Consider the following 19,397-nt stretch of genomic DNA (forward strand, 5'->3'; position numbering starts at 1 on the left):
CCCCTTCGCAACTGAAGGGGTTTTTCTGTTCGACATATGTATCATGCGAAAATGAATCAAACATACTACATAAAGAATAGAAGAGAACGCTGCTAAACAACCATTTTTGTTTGGATCGAAACAAAAAATAGTCTATAGAACATAAATATTTATTCATGAATATAAAAATTAAAATTTAAGGTAGATAGGACGGGAAAATGAAAAAGATTATTAAAGTTGAAGCAGTAGAAAAACATTTTGGAAATCAAGTGATTATCCCCCCTCTTTCTTTAGATATTAAAGAAGGAGAATTTTTAACAATTTTAGGACCGAGTGGTTGCGGGAAAACGACTTTACTTCGTATGATCGCAGGATTTGAAACGCCAACTAAAGGGAATCTTTTATTAGATGATGAAAAGATTAACGATTTGCCGCCATACAAGCGTCATATGAATTTAGTGTTCCAACATTACGCACTATTCCCACATATGAATGTTGAAAAAAATATTTGTTTCGGTATGAAAATGCAAAAAGTATCAGCAACAGAACAGAAAGAACGTGCGGAAGAGGCAATGCGTTTAACGCAGTTACTTGAGTTCCGTAATCGTAAACCGTCGAAGCTTTCTGGTGGACAGCAACAGCGTGTAGCAATTGCAAGAGCAATTGTAAACAACCCACGTGTATTACTATTAGATGAGCCACTGGGAGCGCTTGACTTTAAGTTAAGAAAAGATTTGCAACGTGAATTGAAAAACTTACAACGTAATTTAGGAATTACGTTCATATATGTAACGCACGATCAAGAAGAAGCAATGAGTATGAGTGATCGTATTGTCGTTATGAATAAAGGGCATATCGAACAAGTCGGCACGCCTAAAGAAATTTACAATCAACCGAAAACATTGTTTGTTGCAACGTTCATCGGTGAAAATAATATCGTGAAAAATGGGGAAAACTACGTAGCAGTTCGCCCTGAAAATGTAAAAGTTCGCTCGGTTGAAGAGCCAATTTTAAAAGAATACCACCTTGGGCATATTGAAGATATTGAATTTGTTGGAAATATGGAAAAGCTATATGTACGTGAGGAGAAAACATCGGAATTACTAATGGCATATCAAACTGCTGAAGAAGCAACGCAGTGGAGCATTGGAGATAATGTATATGTAGGCTGGGAGCAAGAGGACGAGGTGACCTTAAATTGAAGAAAGGGAAATTACTCGCATTACCTACAGTCGTATGGCTGTTACTCTTCTTCCTAATTCCACTTCTGTTCGTATTAGCATTTGCCTTCATGCAGCGCGGAGCATACGGGACAGTGGAAATGAAATTTACATTAGATAACATAGCGCGTGTGTTTGATCCATTATATATGGGGACGTTATGGGAAACAGTGAAAATTGCGGTTATTACGACAGTACTATGTTTATTAATCGGTTATCCATTTGCCTATACAATTACAATTGTTGATCGTAAATATCGTTCTATCCTTTTATTATTGGCAACGATCCCGTTCTGGATTAACTTCCTTGTTCGTTCATACGCATGGATTGTTATTTTACGTTCACAAGGTCTTGTAAACACATTGCTATTGAAACTAGGTATTATTAGTGAACCTTTAAATCTGTTATACAATACACCTTCTGTAATACTCGGAATGGTATATTCTTTATTACCATTTATGATTTTACCAGTGTATGCAGCAATTGAGCAGCTTGATAAGCGTAAGCTAGAGGCAGCTTATGATTTAGGCGCAACACCAGTAAAGGCATTTTGGAATGTAACAGTACCGATGACGATGTCAGGGATTACAACTGGTTCTATTTTAGTATTCGTTTCTTCTATCGGAATGTTTGTTGTATCAGACGTTATGGGTGGATCGAAAGTAGCATTAATCGGAAACGTAATTCAAAACCAATTCTTAGGTTCACGTGACTGGCCGTTTGGCTCCGCGTTATCTATGATTGTTGTTCTATTCTCTGTTCTGTTAATTTACTTATATTATCGTGCAACGAAAGTATATAAATATGATGGAAACGGAGGGGAATAGGCAAAAATGAAGAAGTTTTTAGTTTCTTATTCTTGGTTAATCTTATTGTTTTTGTATTTTCCAATGATGGTTTTAATGGTATATTCCTTCAACGATTCTCGCATTAATGCGGAATGGGAGGGCTTTACACTCCATTGGTATACAGATTTATTTCAAAAACAAGATGTTATTGATGCGTTTGTAAATAGTATTACGATTGCTCTTATAACGACAATTGTGACGACAGTTCTTGGTGTGATTTTTGCTATTGCATTACACCGTTACAAATATCGTTTTGAAGGGGCCATTAACGGTCTTGTATATTTACCAATTTTAATTCCTGATATTTTAATGGGGTTATCTTTACTTATCCTATTTAGTCAATTAGGTATGGAACTTGGAAAAACAACAATTATTATTGCACACATTACATTCAGTATTTCATTTGTTGTTGTTATTTTAGCGGCACGTCTTTCTGGTATGGGACGTGATTTAGAAGAGGCTGCAAACGATTTAGGAGCAACGCCGTGGCAAACGTTTCGTTATGTAACGTTTCCAGCAATTGCACCAGGAGTTATTTCAGCCGCATTATTAACATTCACATTATCGATTGATGATTTTGTAATTAGTTTCTTCGTATCAGGACCAGGATCAACAACATTGCCATTATACATTTATAGTATGGTTAAGCGCGGAGTATCACCTGAAATTAATGCTCTTTCTACAATATTAATTGTTGTAATTGTAGGATTAATGGTGCTATCGGAAGTCTTCCGTAATAAAGGTGCAGACGGTGAAGAGAACTCTGGAGGACACCTTCCTTTATAATACGAATGATATAGAAAGAACGAGGAGGTAATAAACCGATGAAATTAGTGAAGAGATTAGCTGGTATAGCAATTAGCTTCAGTCTTGCTGCAGGTGTACTTGCTGGTTGTGGTGAGAAAAAAGAAGAATTAAACATTTATAGCTGGGCTGACAATTTTGATGAGCAAGTTTTAAAAGATTTTGAAAAGAAATATAACGTGAAAATTAACTATGATAAATATGCAAGTAATGAAGAAATGCTTGCGAAATTACAAGCTGGTGGCGCGACATATGATTTAATTCAGCCATCTGATTACATGGTGAAAACGATGGCGAAGATGGACTTATTAGCGCCTTTAGATAAGAAGAACATCCCGAACATCGAGAACCTTGTTTCTAACTTTAAAACACCTGCATTTGATCCAGAGAATAAGTATTCTCTAGTATATACTTGGGGTGTAACAGGAATTGCATACAATAAAAAGTATGTGAAAGAAACACCTACAAGCTGGAATGATTTATGGAACGAGAAATATAAAGGACATGTTACTTTATTAAACGATTCTCGTGAAGTATTAGGAATGGGACTTAAGAAAAATGGTTTCTCTAATAGCACGAAAGAGGATGCACAGTTAAAGACAGCGTCTAATGATTTACAGAAGCTACTTCCAAACTTATTAGCATTTGATACAGATAATATTAAACAAAAATTCATTACAGAAGATGCGTGGATCGGGACAGTTTGGTCTGGAGACGCAGCATTTATTGCGAAAGATAACAAAGATGTAGGATACGTTGTACCAAAAGAAGGAGGCACAATTTGGGCTGACACGTTAGCGATTCCAAAAGGTGCGAAACATAAAGAACTTGCAGAGAAGTTTATGAACTACTTATTAGATGAAAAAGTAAGTGTGAAAAACTACGAGTCAATTGGTTACAGTAATCCAAATGAAAAAGCTCATCCTCTTCATAGTAAAGAATATCGTGATAATCACATGATCTTCTTAACAAAAGAAGAATTAGATCGTACAGAGTGGCTTGTTGATGTAGACGATAAGTTAAAAGACTACGATCGCTACTGGACAGAGCTGAAAACAAAAGGTAAATAAGTAAGAAAATGCGGTTTCTAAAGTAGAAATCGCATTTTTTCATAGTAGGAGGAAATCGATTGAAGAAAAAGTTACATCAGTATGAATTAATGTGTATCATTTTGTTGTTTGTTCTATTTAGCATCATCGCTTGGAGGGTACATGTAGGTGGTGTTACAATGATGGATACATACGTACGTGATATGGTGAAAGGATTACAAACGGAAAGCTCACTTACATTCTTCACATACTTTACAAAGTTAGGATCTGCAATTGGAGTTATAACGACACTAATTATAAGCTTGTTCGTTTTTTGGAAAAAGCGTTATTATGCTGCTATGATTGTGTATCCAATGGCTATATTAACGACACATCTTGTTAATAAAGGGATAAAAGAAATTGCAAAAAGAGACCGCCCATCATTAAATGAGGCACTTGACGCACTTGGGTATAGCTTCCCAAGTGGACATGCAATGCTATCTATCATAACATTCGGTTTTCTTGCCTATATCATTGCTGCGAATGTGAAAAGTATAGCTGGAAAATGTGGTATTACGATTTCGATGGGCATATTAATTATATTGATTGGATTAAGTAGAGTCATTTTAAATGTACATTATCCAACCGATATTTTAGCAGGTTACTGCGCAGGTGGCATTTTGTTAATCATCGCAATTTATTGTCATCGTTTACTTACCGAGAGATTGGGACTTAATAACGAAAGATAGAAAAACGTCTAGAAAAACTAGTATTATAGTTTTTCTAGACGTTTTTTGTTTATGGGGAGATGTGATACAGTATAAATGATAAGTGAATTATATAAAGTAGGTGAAAATGTGTGAAGACAAATGTACATAAAATTGATAAGTGGGGGAAGTTAGGAACTTTTTTGTATCAATTTCGTTATACAGTAATTGTAGCATTACTACTACTTGCGATAGTGCTCGGTATTTTTGCTCCAAAACTTCCAGGAGTATTGGGCGGTGATGGTTTCCAAACAGAAGGAGATTATCAAAAGACGAAAGAAATTTTAGATAAAGATTTTAAGCAGTCTCAAGATACACTTTTACTCGTTTTTGAAAAGGAAAAAAATACTTCGCATGAGGATTTCCAAAAGCGTATAGAGGGGATAATAAATCAAATTCAAGAGAAGGAAACATACGAATCTTTCCATCATCCCATGCAAAATAAAGAGATGTTACAAGATGATATCGGTTATGCGACGATTTTATTTTCCGGGAAAACAAATAAAGAACGAATGGAAAAGACATTACAATTCGCCGAAAAAATCGAGAAGGAAAGTAATAGCGTATTAAAAGTAACACCGACAGGATATCCGAAAATTAATCAAGAGATTAATGAAAGAACGCAAAATGATTTAAAAGTAGCAGAGATGATTGGATTACCTATTGCTTTTCTCGTACTATTATTCTCATTTGGTAGTCTGATTGCGTCTATTTTACCGATTGTAAATGGCGCGCTTAGTGTCATTAGTACGATGGGGATTTTATATTTTATAGGTAGTGATAAAGAGCTATCTATTTTCGTGTTAAATGTTGCGCCGATGATTGGGCTCGCATTATCAATTGATTTCGCACTGTTATTTGTAAATCGTTTCCGAGAGGAAGTTGCGAAGAGAACAGTGAAAGAAGCGATAGCGATTACGTATCAAACGGCAGGACGCGCTATCGTATTTTCAGGGTTATGTGTATTCGTCGGTTTATCAGGCTTATTTTTCTTTAAGATAGATTATATTCAGTCTGTTGCTATTAGCGGGATGATTGTCGTTATTATGAGTATTTTGTTTTCGCTCACACTTCTTCCAGCACTATTATCTTTAATTGGTAAAAGGATATTAAAAAAGAATCAGGCGGCGCCTACGCCATCAAAGGTCTGGCGTAAATTTGCACAGTTTGTAATGAAACATCCAATCGTCATGATTATTGTTGTTATAACATTTATTGTTATTTGTTTATTACCGCTACGTACAGCTAACTTGCAGTTTCCTGGTGTTGAAGCGTTACCTGAAAAGAGTGATACGAGAATTGCATTTGAGAAGTATGAAGAAGCCTTTAATAAGACTGTCAAAACACACGCCGATGTTACTTTAGTAGTAGAGACGAAGGATGATATAACAGAAAAAGAAAGCTTACAAAAGGTAGAAGATGTCGTTCAAAAGTTAAAAGATGACAAGCAAGTATATAAGGTGACAAGTGTATATGACGGGCTAAATGGAATGAAAGCAGATCAAGTTGCGGGAATGTTACAATCACCAGAAGCGGCGAAAATAGCTCCTGTATTTGAAGCGTATACGAAAGGAAATAAAACAACAATGGAAGTCTTTTTGGATACGAAGCCAAGTACAGAAACTGCAAAACAATGGGTTCGTGATTTCAAAAAGAATTATAAAGAAAACGATGTTACTTATTATTTAGGCGGGATGACAACGTTCCAACAAGAGTTGGAAGATGAAATTAAAGATAAAGTTGCAATTGGTATGTCTGTTATATTTGGGTCAACCTTTGTTATTTTATTATTCGCATTCCGCTCGATACTCATTCCAATAAAGGCGATTATTATGAATGTACTTAGTTTAAGTGCAACAATTGGAATTGTTATTTGGTTATTTGAAGGTGGTCATTTCGGATTAGATGAGAGTTCAGTTTTATTTGTATTACCAATCTTTATTTTCGGCCTCGTATTTGGGCTTAGCATGGATTATGAAGTATTTCTTATTTCACGAATCCATGAGTTATATGAGGAAACTGGAGATAACGATCAAGCAACGCTAGAAGGGCTTGTCTCGACAAGCCGCATCATTACATCCGCTGCTTTAATTATGATTGTTGTTACCGGTGCGTTCGCCTTTACTGATATTTTGCCAGTAAAGCAGATGGGTATTGGAGTCGCATTAGCGATATTTCTTGATGCAACAATTATTCGACTTATGCTTGTACCAAGTTTAATGAAATTGTTTGGAGATTGGAACTGGTGGTTACCATTTCGAAAGAAAAGAGAAAAATCATCGTAAAAAATGCTCATCTATAAGATGAGTATTTTTTTATGAATAGCGAGGCCTATATTTTGTAAATAGTATGTGATAAGAACAATACATACAAGTAGGTGAAGGCAATGTTTCGTTATTTTAAGTTTAAGCTAAATGATACAGTACAATTTGCTGAAAACGATGGACATTTGTATCGCATTGTCGGCTATCGGTTAGAAAAAGGGTTTTATCCAAAAGATGAATGGACTCATATCATTTATGAACTACTTAGAGAATTCGACGGTTATACGATGGATGCGGAAGAAGAAGAAATTGTAAAGGTCATTCAAGTAGAGGATGAGTATTACAAGATACAAGAAGTATCGGGGTATCGTTATCCAGTAAAAATGAAGCAAAAACAGCAAGTTATGAAAGGGGAGAAAATAGACGACTTATTAGATACGTACAACGACTATAAACGATTGGCGGATTTCTTTAAAGATTTATTGTATGAACAAAAAGCTGAAGAAGTGTTGCAGGAGATGAAAAGGCTTAGAGCGTGAGGGGACAGTCGATTATAAGACTGTCCTCTATTTTTGACGGTGCATCAAAGTATGTTTTCCGTTACAATGAGAGAATCAATAGAAATAAGGTGATTATAGTATGGAAACAAAGAAAAAGGGCGAATGGTGTGAAATTACGGTTCCAGCGACGTGGAATGGTATAAGTATTGAGTCGTTGTTAAAAGTAGAATGGGAAGTACCAAAAAAGTTATTACATCAGCTTCGTATGGAAAAAGGTGTTACGGTTAACGGAGAACAGAGGAGATGGAATGAACTTTTAAAAGAAGGAGATAAGTTACAAGTTCATATGTTTATGGAGGAGGAGTACGGCGTAGAGCCGGAATATGGTGAATTAAATGTAGTGTTTGAAGACGATCACGTACTCATTGTAAATAAGCCTGAGCAAATGGATACACATCCTTCTGAAAAAAATGGGATGGGAACACTTGCCAATCTTGTTGCTTTTCATTTTCAAATGCAAGGTTTAGAGACGAAGGTTCGTCATATCCATAGGTTAGATAAAGATACGACAGGTGGTGTTGTATTCGCAAAACATAGAATTGCGGGTGCAATTATGGATCGTTTATTAATGGAACGGAAAATTAAAAGAACGTATACGGCACTTGTTGAAGGAAGAGTAAAAAAGAAGCAGGGGACAATTGACGCGGCCGTCGGAAGAGATCGACATCATGCTACAAGGCGCCGTGTTTCTCCAAAGGGAGACCAAGCTATAACGTATTATAAAGTAGAGAAATATTTTAAAAAACAAAATACGACGCTCGTAACGTTACAGTTAGAAACCGGTAGAACGCATCAAATTCGCGTTCATATGAGCTATAATGGAAATCCATTAGTTGGGGATGTATTATATGGTGGGCAAACAAAATATATGTCCGGGCAAGCGTTACATGCGATGAAGATTAATTTTTTGCATCCGATTACGAAAGAAGAGATCGTGGTTGACGTACCTTTCCCTACAAATTTAAACGACACAATGAAAAAATTTGAAAGAGAAAATGGGTAAAGTGTAAGCTTAAAGTTGAAAAAGGTAGATTTTTGCAGGGATTTCTCTAAAAGAGGCGAAGCCGTTAAGAGAAAAGAGAGGTGAGAATTACTTGATCAAATATAAATATATGCTAGGGATATTTTTCGCTTGTCTTTTACTTACTCTATGTATTTATCCATATTTACCAACTCGTATGGCAGTGCATTGGAACGAGAATGGTGGAGCGAACGAGTTTATGAGTAAACAAGTTGTCGTATTATGTATTCCTGTCCTTATTATTATTTTACATGGATTAGTATATGTTATTTCACATAATATATATAAGTTTAATGAAGGAGAGCATTTCATTATAAGTGGATTTATAAAGAGTATTACTTTATTTATGATGTTTGTCCATCTACTAATTCTCTTTATTAATTTGGGAAGTATTATATCCTTTCAGACAGGACTAACGATTGGAATTAGTATGTTTCTTTTTATGTTTAGTAAAGTGTTTAAAAAGGTGAAGGATAGAGAGAAAGAACCGATCAAATTACAAAAAATCCGTTTAGTTAGTAGGCGGATCTTTCAAGTGATGGCATGCAGCATATTATTTTCATTGCTTTTGAGCCTGAAGTGGGGATTTTATTTGTTAATTAGTGTAATAAGCTGCGGGTCTATTTTGTTTATGTTCTACATTTTATACGCATACATATTAGAAAGCTATGAAACATAAAAAAGAGTCTTCTCATCATGAGAAGACTCTTTTAATCTATTTACTTCGTAATAAATTGTTGTGTCCAGTAGTTGCCGCTTTCTACATAACCAACACCGATATGAGTGAAGCCGCTATTTAAAATGTTTGCACGGTGTCCAGTACTGTTCATCCAAGCTTGTACAACTTCTTCTGGTGTACGTTGGCCTTGTGCGATGTTTTCACCTGCAGATGTATAAGAAATACCAAATTTCTTCATCATGTCGAACGGAGACCCGTATGTAGGGCTGTTATGATCAAAGTAGTTATTCTTTTGCATATCTTCAGATTTAGCGCGTGCAACTTTGCTTAATTCAGTATCAATTTGTAATGCTGGTAAGCCTTGTTTTGTACGCTCAGCGTTTGTTAATTCAACAACGCGTTGTTCGAATTCGCTTAAAGATTTTGCTTCTTCAGCAGGCTTTTGCTCAGCAGGTTTTTGTGTTTCATTTTGAGTATTGTTGTTTTCAACTGGTTTTTGAGCTTCTGGTTTAGCAACTTCTTCAGCAGGCTTTTGTTCCGCTGGTTTTTGAGTTTCCTCAGCAGGCTTTTGAGCTTCTGGCTTAGCTGTTGGTTGTTCAGTTACAACATTTTCAGTAGGCTGTTGACCAGGAATGAAGCAATCTTGTTGGAATTGACCTTGATTCCATTGTGCTAATGACTCAACTCCCATAGATTGTAAGAATGCTTGTAATTCTTGTTGGCTCATTTGTTTCATCATTACTTTTGAATGCTGAATATTTTGAACCTTTATGTTAGATGGTTGTACTGTTGCAGCTTGTGCATCTAAAGATGATACTCCTAAAGTAAGAGCTGTTGCAGCAGCTACAGATAATAAAAGACGCTTTTTCATGATGTGTGTCCTCCTATATAAAGTTTTAATTTGTTTTCACACGATTTGTTTTTGACAGCCTGTCTGACTGACAAATCCATCGTAGCATACAATTTACAAGAAAAAAGATGGGAAAAAATTCATAGACTTTGAAATTACCTAATTTATCCTAAGAGAAGAAAAGGGAAGAAATAAGAGAAACATAGAGTATAAAAGGAATTTTTAGCATTTTTATACTTGGTTTTAAGAGAGGGTTTTTGGATAGATTTACCTAAATGGAAAATAAAGAATCCTATTGTATCAATGGTTTGAACATTTTTTTGAGGAATATACTGGATTGATTTTTACAAAACTGTAATGTTTCTGTTGTTCTTTTTTATAATAAAGTAACATATTTTTAATGTTGTAGCAGACAAAAAAGCGGCTATCTCTTTACATAGACGAAGGAGATAGCCGTTTTCCTATTATTACGTATGTTACGAGTTATTACGAGTTGGTTTCAATTGCTTCTAATAATAAATCTACAATGTGAATTCCTCTCATTTTATGAGAAAGATCTTCTCGTTCAATACCTAATTTCATTTGTAATAGACAACCTGGATTTGCAGTAACAATTGTCGCCGCGTCTGTTTCATGCACACGGTCCGCATCTTTCATTTCGCGATATGTTGCACCTTGGATGGCTTCTAGTAACATACGAGGTTCAGAAGATGTTCGCATAACATTGCGTAAATGACAAGAGTCTTGATACGTAATGATTTGCGGCGTGAGTCGTAAGTCATTACGTTTATGGAAATCTAGTTCTACTAGTATAGCAGTAATATCTTTAATTTTAGAAACAAATTGCTTTGCGCGCTCAGCCCATTCTGGATCATCCTTTAAAAGGTAATCATAGTCTACGAGGTAAGCTCCGCAACCACCTGCATTCGTAATAATATAATCGATGTTTAAATCTTCGAATGCTTTTATATTTCGTTTTGCTAATTCTTTTGCTCCACTCTTTTCACCAGCATGCCCATGTAATGCCCCGCAGCAACTTTGTGTTTTCGGAATAACGATATCACAACCAGCTAACTGAAGAAGTTTCATCGTTGCGTTATTTGTTTCTAAAAACATCGTATCCATTAAACAACCTGTGAAGAATGCAACTTGTTTTTTCTTTGCCACCTCAGCAGGTAAAAATTCAGGACGATCTTTCATTGCTTTCATTTTAGGGACTTTTGGCAAAACGAGATCTATCGTTGCAAGTGTTTCAGGGAATAACTTCATAATACCAGTTTTATGTGTTAGCGTTTGTAAACCAGAACGCTGGTAAAATCCGATTAGCCCTGTTAATGTTCTCATTCGGTTTTGATGCGGGAATAGTCCTTCAAAAACGACTTTACGAACAGCTCTCACGGGCACTGAGAATTTTTTATTTTGATTAATAATATCACGAGCTTCTTCTAATAAATGTCCATAATTCACACCAGACGGACAAACAGGTTCACAAGCACGACAGCCAAGGCAGACGTTTAATGTATTTTCAACATCTTCATCTGGCTCAATTAAACCATCAGCGACGGCTTTCATTAAGGCGATACGCCCGCGCGGCGAATGTGATTCTTTATACCCGGATTGAATGTAAGTAGGACAAGTCGGTAAACAAAAACCGCATCGCATACAATTTAATAGTTCATCTTCACTTAATCGTTCTTTAAATTCCTTTTGAATGTTTTCTTTATTTAATGTGGTCATCGCTCAACCACCACTCTTTTACGAGAGTCTTTCGCGAACATCTTTCCAGGATTCATAATGTTGTTTGGATCGAAGGCTTGTTTAATCCCTTGCATAGCAGCGATACCTTCTTTACCTAATTTCATTTCTAAATACGGAGCTTTCATCGCACCAACACCATGTTCACCAGTAATCGTACCACCAAGCTCAATCGCTTTTGCAAATATTTCAGCAAAAGCTTGTTCAGCACGGTGCATTTCTTCTTCATTACGGGCATCTGTCATACAAGTTGGGTGCAAATTACCATCACCAGCATGACCAAAAGTACAAATAGGAATATTATATTTCTTTGCAATTGCATTAATTGCTTCAACCATTGGAGCGATTTGTGAACGTGGTACAGTTGCATCCTCTAATATTGTTGTCGGTTTTAGTCTTGCAAGTGCTGATAGTGCACTACGGCGTGCTGTACGAAGCGCATCTGCTTCGGCTTCATCTTTTGCAACGCGAACATCGACCGCATTCATAGCACGGCAAACGTTAGCCATTTTTTCGATATCTCGATTGACAACCTCAGGTGGACCGTCTTGTTCAATTAATAAAATTGCTTTAACGTCAGTTGGTAAACCGATTTGTGCAAACTCTTCTACAACTTCAATTGTTGGTTGGTCTAAAAACTCAAGTGTCGCTGGAATAATTTTATTTGCAATAATAGCAGAAACAGCTCGAGCAGCTTCGTTAATATCTTCATATAGCGCAAGCATCGTTTTCTTCGTTTCAGGCATAGGGACAAGTTTTAATATAGCTTCCGTAACAACACCAAGTGTTCCTTCAGAACCAATAAATAAACGAGTTAAATCATAACCAGCTACATCTTTTGCTAATTTACCGCCAGTGCGAATGATATCGCCGTTCGGTAAGACAATTTCTAGCCCCATTACATAATCACGTGTTACGCCATATTTTAAACCACGTAATCCGCCGGAGTTTTCATTAATGTTACCGCCGATTGTAGAAATTTTCATAGAGCTTGGATCTGGTGGATAAAATAAACCTTTTTCTTCTACTGCTTTAATAATATCAAGTGTAATAACACCAGCTTGTACAGTAATTGTTAAATTCTCTTCGTCAATTTCTAAAATATTGTTCATATGGCGGAAAATAAGGACGATACCACCTTCAAGTGGACACGTACCAGCGCAAAGATTTGTTCCAGACCCGCGAACATATACCGGGATTTTATGAGTGTTACACACTTTTAACACGTCTGCTACTTCATTTGTATTACGAGGAGCAATGACTGCATCAGGCATCGCTTGGAAGTTTGGAGTGGCATCATAACTATAAGTTAAACGCCCCATATTGGATGTATCTACATTATCTTCGCCAACAATAGATACGAATGAATCAATAATTTGCTTTTCTAACATTGGAAATCCCCCTCAAACTGTTAACGTATTTAGTAATAATAAAAAACGTTGTAACAGTGCTTTCATTATAATGATAAAAAAGTAGGGGGATTCTTTCTATATACAATCATCTAAAGATTAATCTATTTTATCGTTATTTTTTGTATGATTATCTAATAAGAGGAGTGCGAAGTATAAAAAATTTAAATCTTTGAATTGTTTCGGGTCAAGTCCTGTATGTTCTTCAATCTTTTTTAGCCTGTAATGCAGTGTGTTAATGTGTATATGTAATTGCTCAGCTGTTTGCTTATAAGATTGGTTATAATCGATAAATAAACGTAGAGTGTGCATAAGCTCAGGAGATGATACTAAGTTTTCAATAGTACGCTCTAGAAACTGTTCCCGGGTTTCAGTAGAAATATCTTGTAAGCACATTTCTAAACGTAAATCTTCATTAAATACAATTTTTTTCGTTTCAAGTGATACTGAAAGGGCGCGTAGTGCTTGTTCGTACGATAAGTTCATATTGCTTGGCATAACTGTTTGTCCAATCCCGATATATAAAGTAATAGAAAATAAAGTTGCACAGTCTTGTTTTAAACGTTTTAAAAATTGAAAGGTTTGCTCTTTGGAGTGCATTGTTGTAAACAAAATAAACCGATCATTTCCCCAGCGAACAAATAAATTTTCTTTTGCTAAAATGTTGCGCAGATGTTGCCAAATTTTACGCTGGAGCATCGTATTATCTTGGGCGATTGATAATAAAATAAGTTGTTTCTTCTTATATAAATCAATGCCAAGCGTTTTTGCACGATCGAGAAAACTTGGAGACCAGTCTGTATTTTGAAGCCAATCAAAGACAAATGCTTCATAAGAACGGTGCTCAAGTTCTAGTTGTTCTAAAAAGTAGTTTTCATGAATTAATAATTCGGTCATCTTACGTAATATTTCTCCGTATTGTGAAATATTTTCAGGTTCTCCTGTAATTCCAATCACGCCGATTACTTCGTCATGGAATAGTAAAGGAAGATTCATCCCAGCTTTTACACCTTGCAGTCGTCGTTCATCATCTTTTGTAATAATGACAGTATTCTTTTGTTTCGCACAGCGGAGTGCCCCTTCATGAAATTGACCGATTCTTTCCGCATCTGTACTTGCGATAATAATGCCTTGTATATTAATAATAATAATGTTTTCAGTAATTAATCTGCGTACTTCACGTACAATTTTATTCGCTAAATCAGAAAAAAGCATAATTTGCACACCTCAAATTCTATTTGTTGTACATTATATATGTAAGTTTATTAATAAAGGAAGATTTCACATTTTCCACACATTTATTTGTTACTTTACAATTATAACGAAATCATCCGAAGATGGAGGGAATCTTTTGAGAAAGTATGTTTTTCTTCTCTGTTTTTTATTTCTATTAGTAGGGTGTCAAGGAAGTTCGTATACACCGATTGCTAAAGATAAAAGTGTTATTATAACAACGAATATAAAGGAAGGTAGTATTAGTTTTATTGATAAAAAAACAAAGAAGCTATTAACAACATGGGAATTAAATGAGCCGATTGCGGGGGTTACGCTACTTCCAAATGGCGAGGAAATACTCGTTTATGGTAAGCAATTAGAATATATGTATGTATATTCACTAGCAGAAGGAAGACAAGTGGACAAATATAAGACTGGAAAAGGAATTGCTAATGTTATCGCATCAGATGATGGAAAACAATTATTTGCTGCCGATCAAAATGAACAAAAGGTAAGGTTCTTTACGATAAAAGGAAAAGAGACAGGGAGTGTTTCAACAGGAAAAGGGCCGATAACGATGGTAGAGCATCATAACCAGTTATCTGTACTCAACTTTTATGATACGAAACTAACGACCATTGATACAAAGAAAAAAGAAGTGATACAGTCCTTTATGATTCCGCCAGCATCAACAGGAGCGACGGTTAGCGCTGATGGGAAAGAAATATGGATTGGTGGACATGGTGATGGAAGTCAAGTGAATGAGAAAGTATTAGTGTATTCTTTACAGAGCGGAGAGATGATACGTTCTTTACATGCTCCGTTTATGCCTGTGAATATAACAAAGGATGATAAGTATGTATATGCGCTAAGTCACGGTTCAAATACGCTTAGAAAGTTTGATGCAAGTACGTATCAAGAGGTAGGATTTGCAGAAGTAGGATCTAATCCATTTGCATTTTTGAAAAGCGGTGCAGAAGGATATGTAGCTAGTTATGATAGCGATGAAGTATGCGTAATGGATATGAAGAATATGAAAATAAAACAAACAATTAAAGTCGGTAAAGGACCGTTTCAACTCATAGAGAGAGAAGGGGAAGGGCAATGAGTAAATATAAAGTGCTAGTCGTAGATGACGAAAGTGATATGAGGCAACTTGTCGGAATGTACTTAGATAACTTCGGATACGAGTGGGGAGAAGCTGAAAATGGAAAAGAGGCACTTCGAAAATTAGAGACGGATCATTACGATTTCGTTGTACTAGACATTATGATGCCTGAGATGGATGGGCTTTCAGTTTGTAAAGAGATTCGAAAAACGTCGGATGTACCTATTATATTTTTAACAGCAAAAGGTGAAGAGTGGAATAGGGTGAACGGCTTACGTATGGGAGCAGATGATTATATTGTAAAGCCATTTAGTCCTGGGGAACTAATTGCTCGTATGGAAGCTGTTTTAAGACGATATACAAAGCAAGAACAGCAAGAAGAGATTCAATTTGGACCGATTCTTATTAATGAAAAAAGTAGGAGGGTCGAGACGAATGGTGAGACGATTCCTCTTACGGTAAAAGAGTTCGATTTACTATATTTTCTTTGCCAACATAATGGACAAGTATTTAGCCGGGAACAATTGCTTGAAAAGGTGTGGGGATATGATTATGCAGGAAGTACAAGAACGGTAGATACGCATGTGAAAACGATGCGTCTAAAGCTAGGAGAAAGTGGAAACTACATTCAAACCGTTTGGGGTGTAGGTTATAAATTTGAGGTGTAACGTATGTTTACGATGGTACAAAAGCTTTGGCTTACAGTAGTATGTGCAGTATGTGTAACAGTTTCCTTTCTTTATTTTGTATCTTTATACTCATATGAAAAGTTATACGTTGATAATTTAAAAGATTCATTAGTAATGGAAGGGAAACGTCTTGCCACGCAATATGATAAACGTGAAGGAGTATCCACTTTTGAAGAGAAAGTAAGGGCATATGATCAAATATCTAGTTCAGATGTCCTTTTCGTATACAATCCGCGTGATTTAAGCGCATGTTTGCCTTTTGATGTTCACCATCATTCTCTTATAAGTGAAGGGGATAGACAGGCGCTATTAGATGGGAAAACTGTGACAAAGATAGGGTATGAAGAACATTTTGATCGTAATATTATGGGTGTTGTCATCCCTGTTTTAGATAATAAAAAATTAGTTGGTATTGTATACTCTTATATTCCTTTAAAAAGTATAAAAGACTTAATATTTGATATGGGTCTTATTTTAGCGCCGTTAGCACTTGCAATGATTTTAATTACAATATGGATTGGTAGAAAAATTATTATCGCTATTACGAGACCGCTTTCGCAAATGGAACGAGTTGCAAATCATTTGGCTACTGGAGATTTCTCAGAGCGGATTACAATTTCTTCAGAAGATGAAATTGGACGATTGGGAAAAGCTTTTAATAAAATGGCAAATTCTTTAGAAACAGAAGATGTAAAGCGTAAGGAATTTTTAGCTAATGTTTCGCATGAACTTAGAACACCGCTTAGTTATATTAAAGGATATAGTGAAGCTATTTTAGACGGTGTAGCGAAGGGGCCGCAGCAGGAAAAAGTAACGCAACTTATTCATAAAGAGGCAGGTCGCATGCAGCGCCTCGTTCATGATTTATTAGATCTAGCGCAGCTAGAAGGTGAACACTTTCCCCTAAAGAAACAACCTATCGTTTTTTCACAGCTTATTGAAGATGTACTAGATACGTACGAGTTACAGTTTATAGAAAAAACCCTTCGTATTTCAACGAATTTAAATCCTGAAATTATCGTAATGATTGATGAGGATCGTATGCAACAAGTACTTCATAATGTGTTAGATAATGCGATACGTTATACAAATCAAAACGGGGATATCATAATAACATTAAAGCAAATCGATGATTATTGTGAATTGCACATAAAAGATACAGGAATAGGTATTGATAGAGAGCATTTAGAAAATCTCGGGGAACGCTTTTACCGAGTAGATAAAGCGAGAAGTCGTCAACACGGTGGAACAGGTTTAGGTCTTGCAATTGTAAGGCAAATTGTTCATATACATGATGGTGAGTGGAGAATAGAAAGTGAAAAAGGTAAGGGAACGACAGTTATTATTAAATTAAAAGCACAAGATGAGGAGAGCATATTCTAACTTTTGGAATATGCTCTTCATATTGAAGGTAAATAGTTACGCGTAAATGTATTAATTAATATCAAACAAATATCAAAAAATTGACTATTTTATGAACAAAACATTTGTACTTCTTACTAATTCGTTCTAAAATAGTTATGGATGCTAAGTTCTTATAAAACGTTACAATTGTTGTTTGGAAGATACTGAGGTGATTTAACTGGAGTACAAATCTATTAAACCGAAAAAAATTTACGAAGAAGTATCTGAAGCTATTTTAACAATGATTAAAAATGGTACGTTAAAACCTGGTGACAAACTACTTCCTGTTCATCAATTAGCTGAGCAGTTTCAAGTTGGCAGATCTGCTGTTCGTGAAGCGCTAAGTGCGCTAAGAGCAATGGGCTTAATTGAAATGAAACAAGGAGAAGGTACATATGTAAGGAATTTCGATCCTTCTTCATTAACGAAATCACTAAATAACAAGTTATTAATGAAGAAAGAGGATATTTTGAATTTATTAGAAGTACGGAAGGTGCTCGAAGTGGGGGCAGTTCGAGCGGCAGCGGCAAAACGTACGGAAGCTAATTTACAAAATATGAAGCATTGGTTAGATGAAATGGCAAAGAGCATTGGAGATGAAAAGGCTGGCGAAAAAGCAGACTTTCAGTTCCATATGGGAATTGCAGAGTCTTCGCATAATAACATCTTACTTGAGCTCATGAATCATGTTTCAGAGATGATTGCTGAAACGATTGGTGAATCAAGACGCATTATTTTATATGGTGAACAAACAACATCAGAACGACTTTTAGAAGAGCATCAATCTATATATAATGCGGTGTTAAAGCAAGATGTGGAATTAGCGCAGCAAGCAATGCTAAATCATTTAACAAATGTAGAACATATTGTCACAGGTAAAAGCGATATAAATTCGTAATTTAATCTTTTATTTTTCTAATTTTCTGATAAAATAGAGAGAGAGATTAAGTAAACGTTTTCTTTAGAAGAGGGAGAGGATAGGCCATGGTTGAGCCTACTTCTTCTAATCTTAGTCATCTGATGACCATATGATTGTTGGCGAAGTTGTAATGAGGGGGAATTATAGTTATGAAAGTCACTTTATTTGTTACTTGTATAGTCGATATGTTTGAAACAAACGTCGGCAAAGCAACAGTTGAAGTATTGGAGCGTTTAGGTTGTGAAATTGAATTTCCAGAAGCACAAGTTTGTTGTGGTCAGCCTGCTTATAATAGCGGCCATGTAGAAGCAGCAAAAGAAGCGATGAAACATATGATTGAAACTTTCGAAGATGCAGAATATATCGTTACGCCATCTGGCTCTTGTGCGACAATGTTTCATGAGTATCCGCATGTTTTTAAAGATGATCCGAAGTGGGCTAAACGTGCACAAAAGGTTGCTGATAAAACATATGAATTCACACAATTTATTGTAGATGTTTTAAAAGTTACAGATGTTGGTGCAAGTTTACCAGGAATAGCTACTATTCATAAATCTTGTCATATGACACGCCTGCTTGGAGTAAAAGAGGCACCAGGAATTTTATTATCAAACGTAAAAGGATTAACTGTGAGAGAACTGCCAAACGTGCAAAATTGTTGTGGGTTTGGGGGAACGTTTTCAGTTAAGATGACTCCAATTTCTGAGCAAATGGTAGATGAAAAAGTAGATAGTGTAATGGAAACAGGTGCTGATTATTTAATCGGTGCAGATTGTGGGTGTTTGTTAAACATTGGCGGACGTATTGAGCGTTTAGGAAAAGAAGTAAAAGTAATGCATATTGCTGAGGTCTTGAATAGTCGCTCATGAAGGGGGAAC

18 protein-coding genes are annotated in these 19,397 nt (G+C 35.9%); 14 read left to right on the forward strand and 4 right to left on the reverse strand.

The features are described from left to right. Positions 1–197 precede the first annotated feature (197 nt). The 9 genes from potA to MHB76_RS06445 all read left to right on the forward strand — a co-directional run bounded on the left by potA (position 198) and on the right by MHB76_RS06445 (position 9,170). On the forward strand, positions 198–1,181 hold the full coding sequence (potA, locus tag MHB76_RS06405) for a spermidine/putrescine ABC transporter ATP-binding protein PotA (protein WP_002011479.1): 984 nt from the start codon (positions 198–200) through the stop codon (positions 1,179–1,181). After that, positions 1,178–2,026 (forward strand): spermidine/putrescine ABC transporter permease PotB, encoded by an 849-nt coding sequence (gene potB, locus MHB76_RS06410; RefSeq protein ID WP_002126118.1) that lies wholly within the window; start codon positions 1,178–1,180, stop codon positions 2,024–2,026. The genes potA and potB overlap by 4 nt, the downstream gene beginning before the upstream one ends. Before the next feature lie 6 nt (positions 2,027–2,032). Beyond that, entirely contained in the window at positions 2,033–2,833 is an 801-nt protein-coding gene (gene potC / locus MHB76_RS06415) for a spermidine/putrescine ABC transporter permease PotC (RefSeq protein ID WP_078173274.1), read from the forward strand. A 38-nt stretch (positions 2,834–2,871) separates the two neighbouring features. Further along, on the forward strand, positions 2,872–3,921 hold the full coding sequence (gene potD / locus MHB76_RS06420; RefSeq protein ID WP_078173273.1) for a spermidine/putrescine ABC transporter substrate-binding protein PotD: 1,050 nt from the start codon (positions 2,872–2,874) through the stop codon (positions 3,919–3,921). A gap of 59 nt (positions 3,922–3,980) precedes the next feature. Further along, positions 3,981–4,628 (forward strand): phosphatase PAP2 family protein, encoded by a 648-nt coding sequence (locus MHB76_RS06425; RefSeq protein WP_002158770.1) that lies wholly within the window; start codon positions 3,981–3,983, stop codon positions 4,626–4,628. 110 nt (positions 4,629–4,738) lie between these two features. Then, a complete protein-coding gene (locus tag MHB76_RS06430; protein ID WP_002202712.1) occupies positions 4,739–6,931 on the forward strand; it encodes an MMPL family transporter in 2,193 nt (730 codons plus the stop codon). Between the two features lie 101 nt (positions 6,932–7,032). Continuing rightward, positions 7,033–7,449 carry a histidinol dehydrogenase gene (locus MHB76_RS06435; protein WP_078173272.1) on the forward strand — a complete coding sequence of 139 codons (417 nt, stop codon included), beginning with the start codon at positions 7,033–7,035 and terminating at the stop codon, positions 7,447–7,449. A gap of 100 nt (positions 7,450–7,549) precedes the next feature. Continuing rightward, complete coding sequence (locus MHB76_RS06440) at positions 7,550–8,473, forward strand: RluA family pseudouridine synthase (RefSeq protein WP_078173271.1); 924 nt, start codon at positions 7,550–7,552, stop codon at positions 8,471–8,473. 91 nt (positions 8,474–8,564) lie between these two features. Further along, complete coding sequence (locus MHB76_RS06445) at positions 8,565–9,170, forward strand: DUF1648 domain-containing protein (RefSeq protein WP_078173270.1); 606 nt, start codon at positions 8,565–8,567, stop codon at positions 9,168–9,170. A 40-nt stretch (positions 9,171–9,210) separates the two neighbouring features. On the opposite strand, the gene MHB76_RS06450 is transcribed toward MHB76_RS06445, so the two are convergent. From MHB76_RS06450 to MHB76_RS06465, 4 genes are all read right to left on the reverse strand, one after another. Next, positions 9,211–10,041 (reverse strand): CAP domain-containing protein, encoded by an 831-nt coding sequence (locus MHB76_RS06450; RefSeq protein WP_340986026.1) that lies wholly within the window; start codon positions 10,039–10,041, stop codon positions 9,211–9,213. A 465-nt stretch (positions 10,042–10,506) separates the two neighbouring features. Further along, positions 10,507–11,757, reverse strand: coding sequence for a (Fe-S)-binding protein (locus tag MHB76_RS06455; protein WP_078173268.1), 1,251 nt, complete (start codon positions 11,755–11,757; stop codon positions 10,507–10,509). Continuing rightward, positions 11,754–13,166 (reverse strand): glycolate oxidase subunit GlcD, encoded by a 1,413-nt coding sequence (gene glcD / locus MHB76_RS06460; RefSeq protein WP_002158763.1) that lies wholly within the window; start codon positions 13,164–13,166, stop codon positions 11,754–11,756. The genes MHB76_RS06455 and glcD overlap by 4 nt, the downstream gene beginning before the upstream one ends. 117 nt (positions 13,167–13,283) lie before the next feature. Beyond that, positions 13,284–14,399 carry a CdaR family transcriptional regulator gene (locus tag MHB76_RS06465; RefSeq protein WP_078173267.1) on the reverse strand — a complete coding sequence of 372 codons (1,116 nt, stop codon included), beginning with the start codon at positions 14,397–14,399 and terminating at the stop codon, positions 13,284–13,286. Between the two features lie 136 nt (positions 14,400–14,535). On the opposite strand from MHB76_RS06465, the gene MHB76_RS06470 reads away from it, so the two are divergent. The 5 genes from MHB76_RS06470 (at position 14,536) to MHB76_RS06490 (ending at position 19,388) form a co-directional block, all read left to right on the forward strand. Beyond that, entirely contained in the window at positions 14,536–15,507 is a 972-nt protein-coding gene (locus MHB76_RS06470; protein WP_002201269.1) for a hypothetical protein, read from the forward strand. Further along, positions 15,504–16,175 (forward strand): response regulator transcription factor, encoded by a 672-nt coding sequence (locus MHB76_RS06475; RefSeq protein ID WP_002158760.1) that lies wholly within the window; start codon positions 15,504–15,506, stop codon positions 16,173–16,175. Before MHB76_RS06470 ends, MHB76_RS06475 begins: the two co-directional genes overlap by 4 nt. Before the next feature lie 3 nt (positions 16,176–16,178). Further along, positions 16,179–17,579, forward strand: a complete 1,401-nt coding sequence (locus MHB76_RS06480; protein ID WP_002158759.1) for a sensor histidine kinase — start codon at positions 16,179–16,181, stop codon at positions 17,577–17,579. Between the two features lie 229 nt (positions 17,580–17,808). Then, positions 17,809–18,498 (forward strand): FadR/GntR family transcriptional regulator, encoded by a 690-nt coding sequence (locus MHB76_RS06485; protein WP_256416076.1) that lies wholly within the window; start codon positions 17,809–17,811, stop codon positions 18,496–18,498. 170 nt (positions 18,499–18,668) lie between these two features. After that, positions 18,669–19,388 carry a (Fe-S)-binding protein gene (locus MHB76_RS06490; RefSeq protein WP_002149679.1) on the forward strand — a complete coding sequence of 240 codons (720 nt, stop codon included), beginning with the start codon at positions 18,669–18,671 and terminating at the stop codon, positions 19,386–19,388. Positions 19,389–19,397: the final 9 nt, after the last annotated feature.

It is taken from the genome of Bacillus sp. FSL M7-1345 (assembly GCF_038006985.1).
GTDB classification, from domain to species: domain Bacteria; phylum Bacillota; class Bacilli; order Bacillales; family Bacillaceae_G; genus Bacillus_A; species Bacillus_A cereus_U.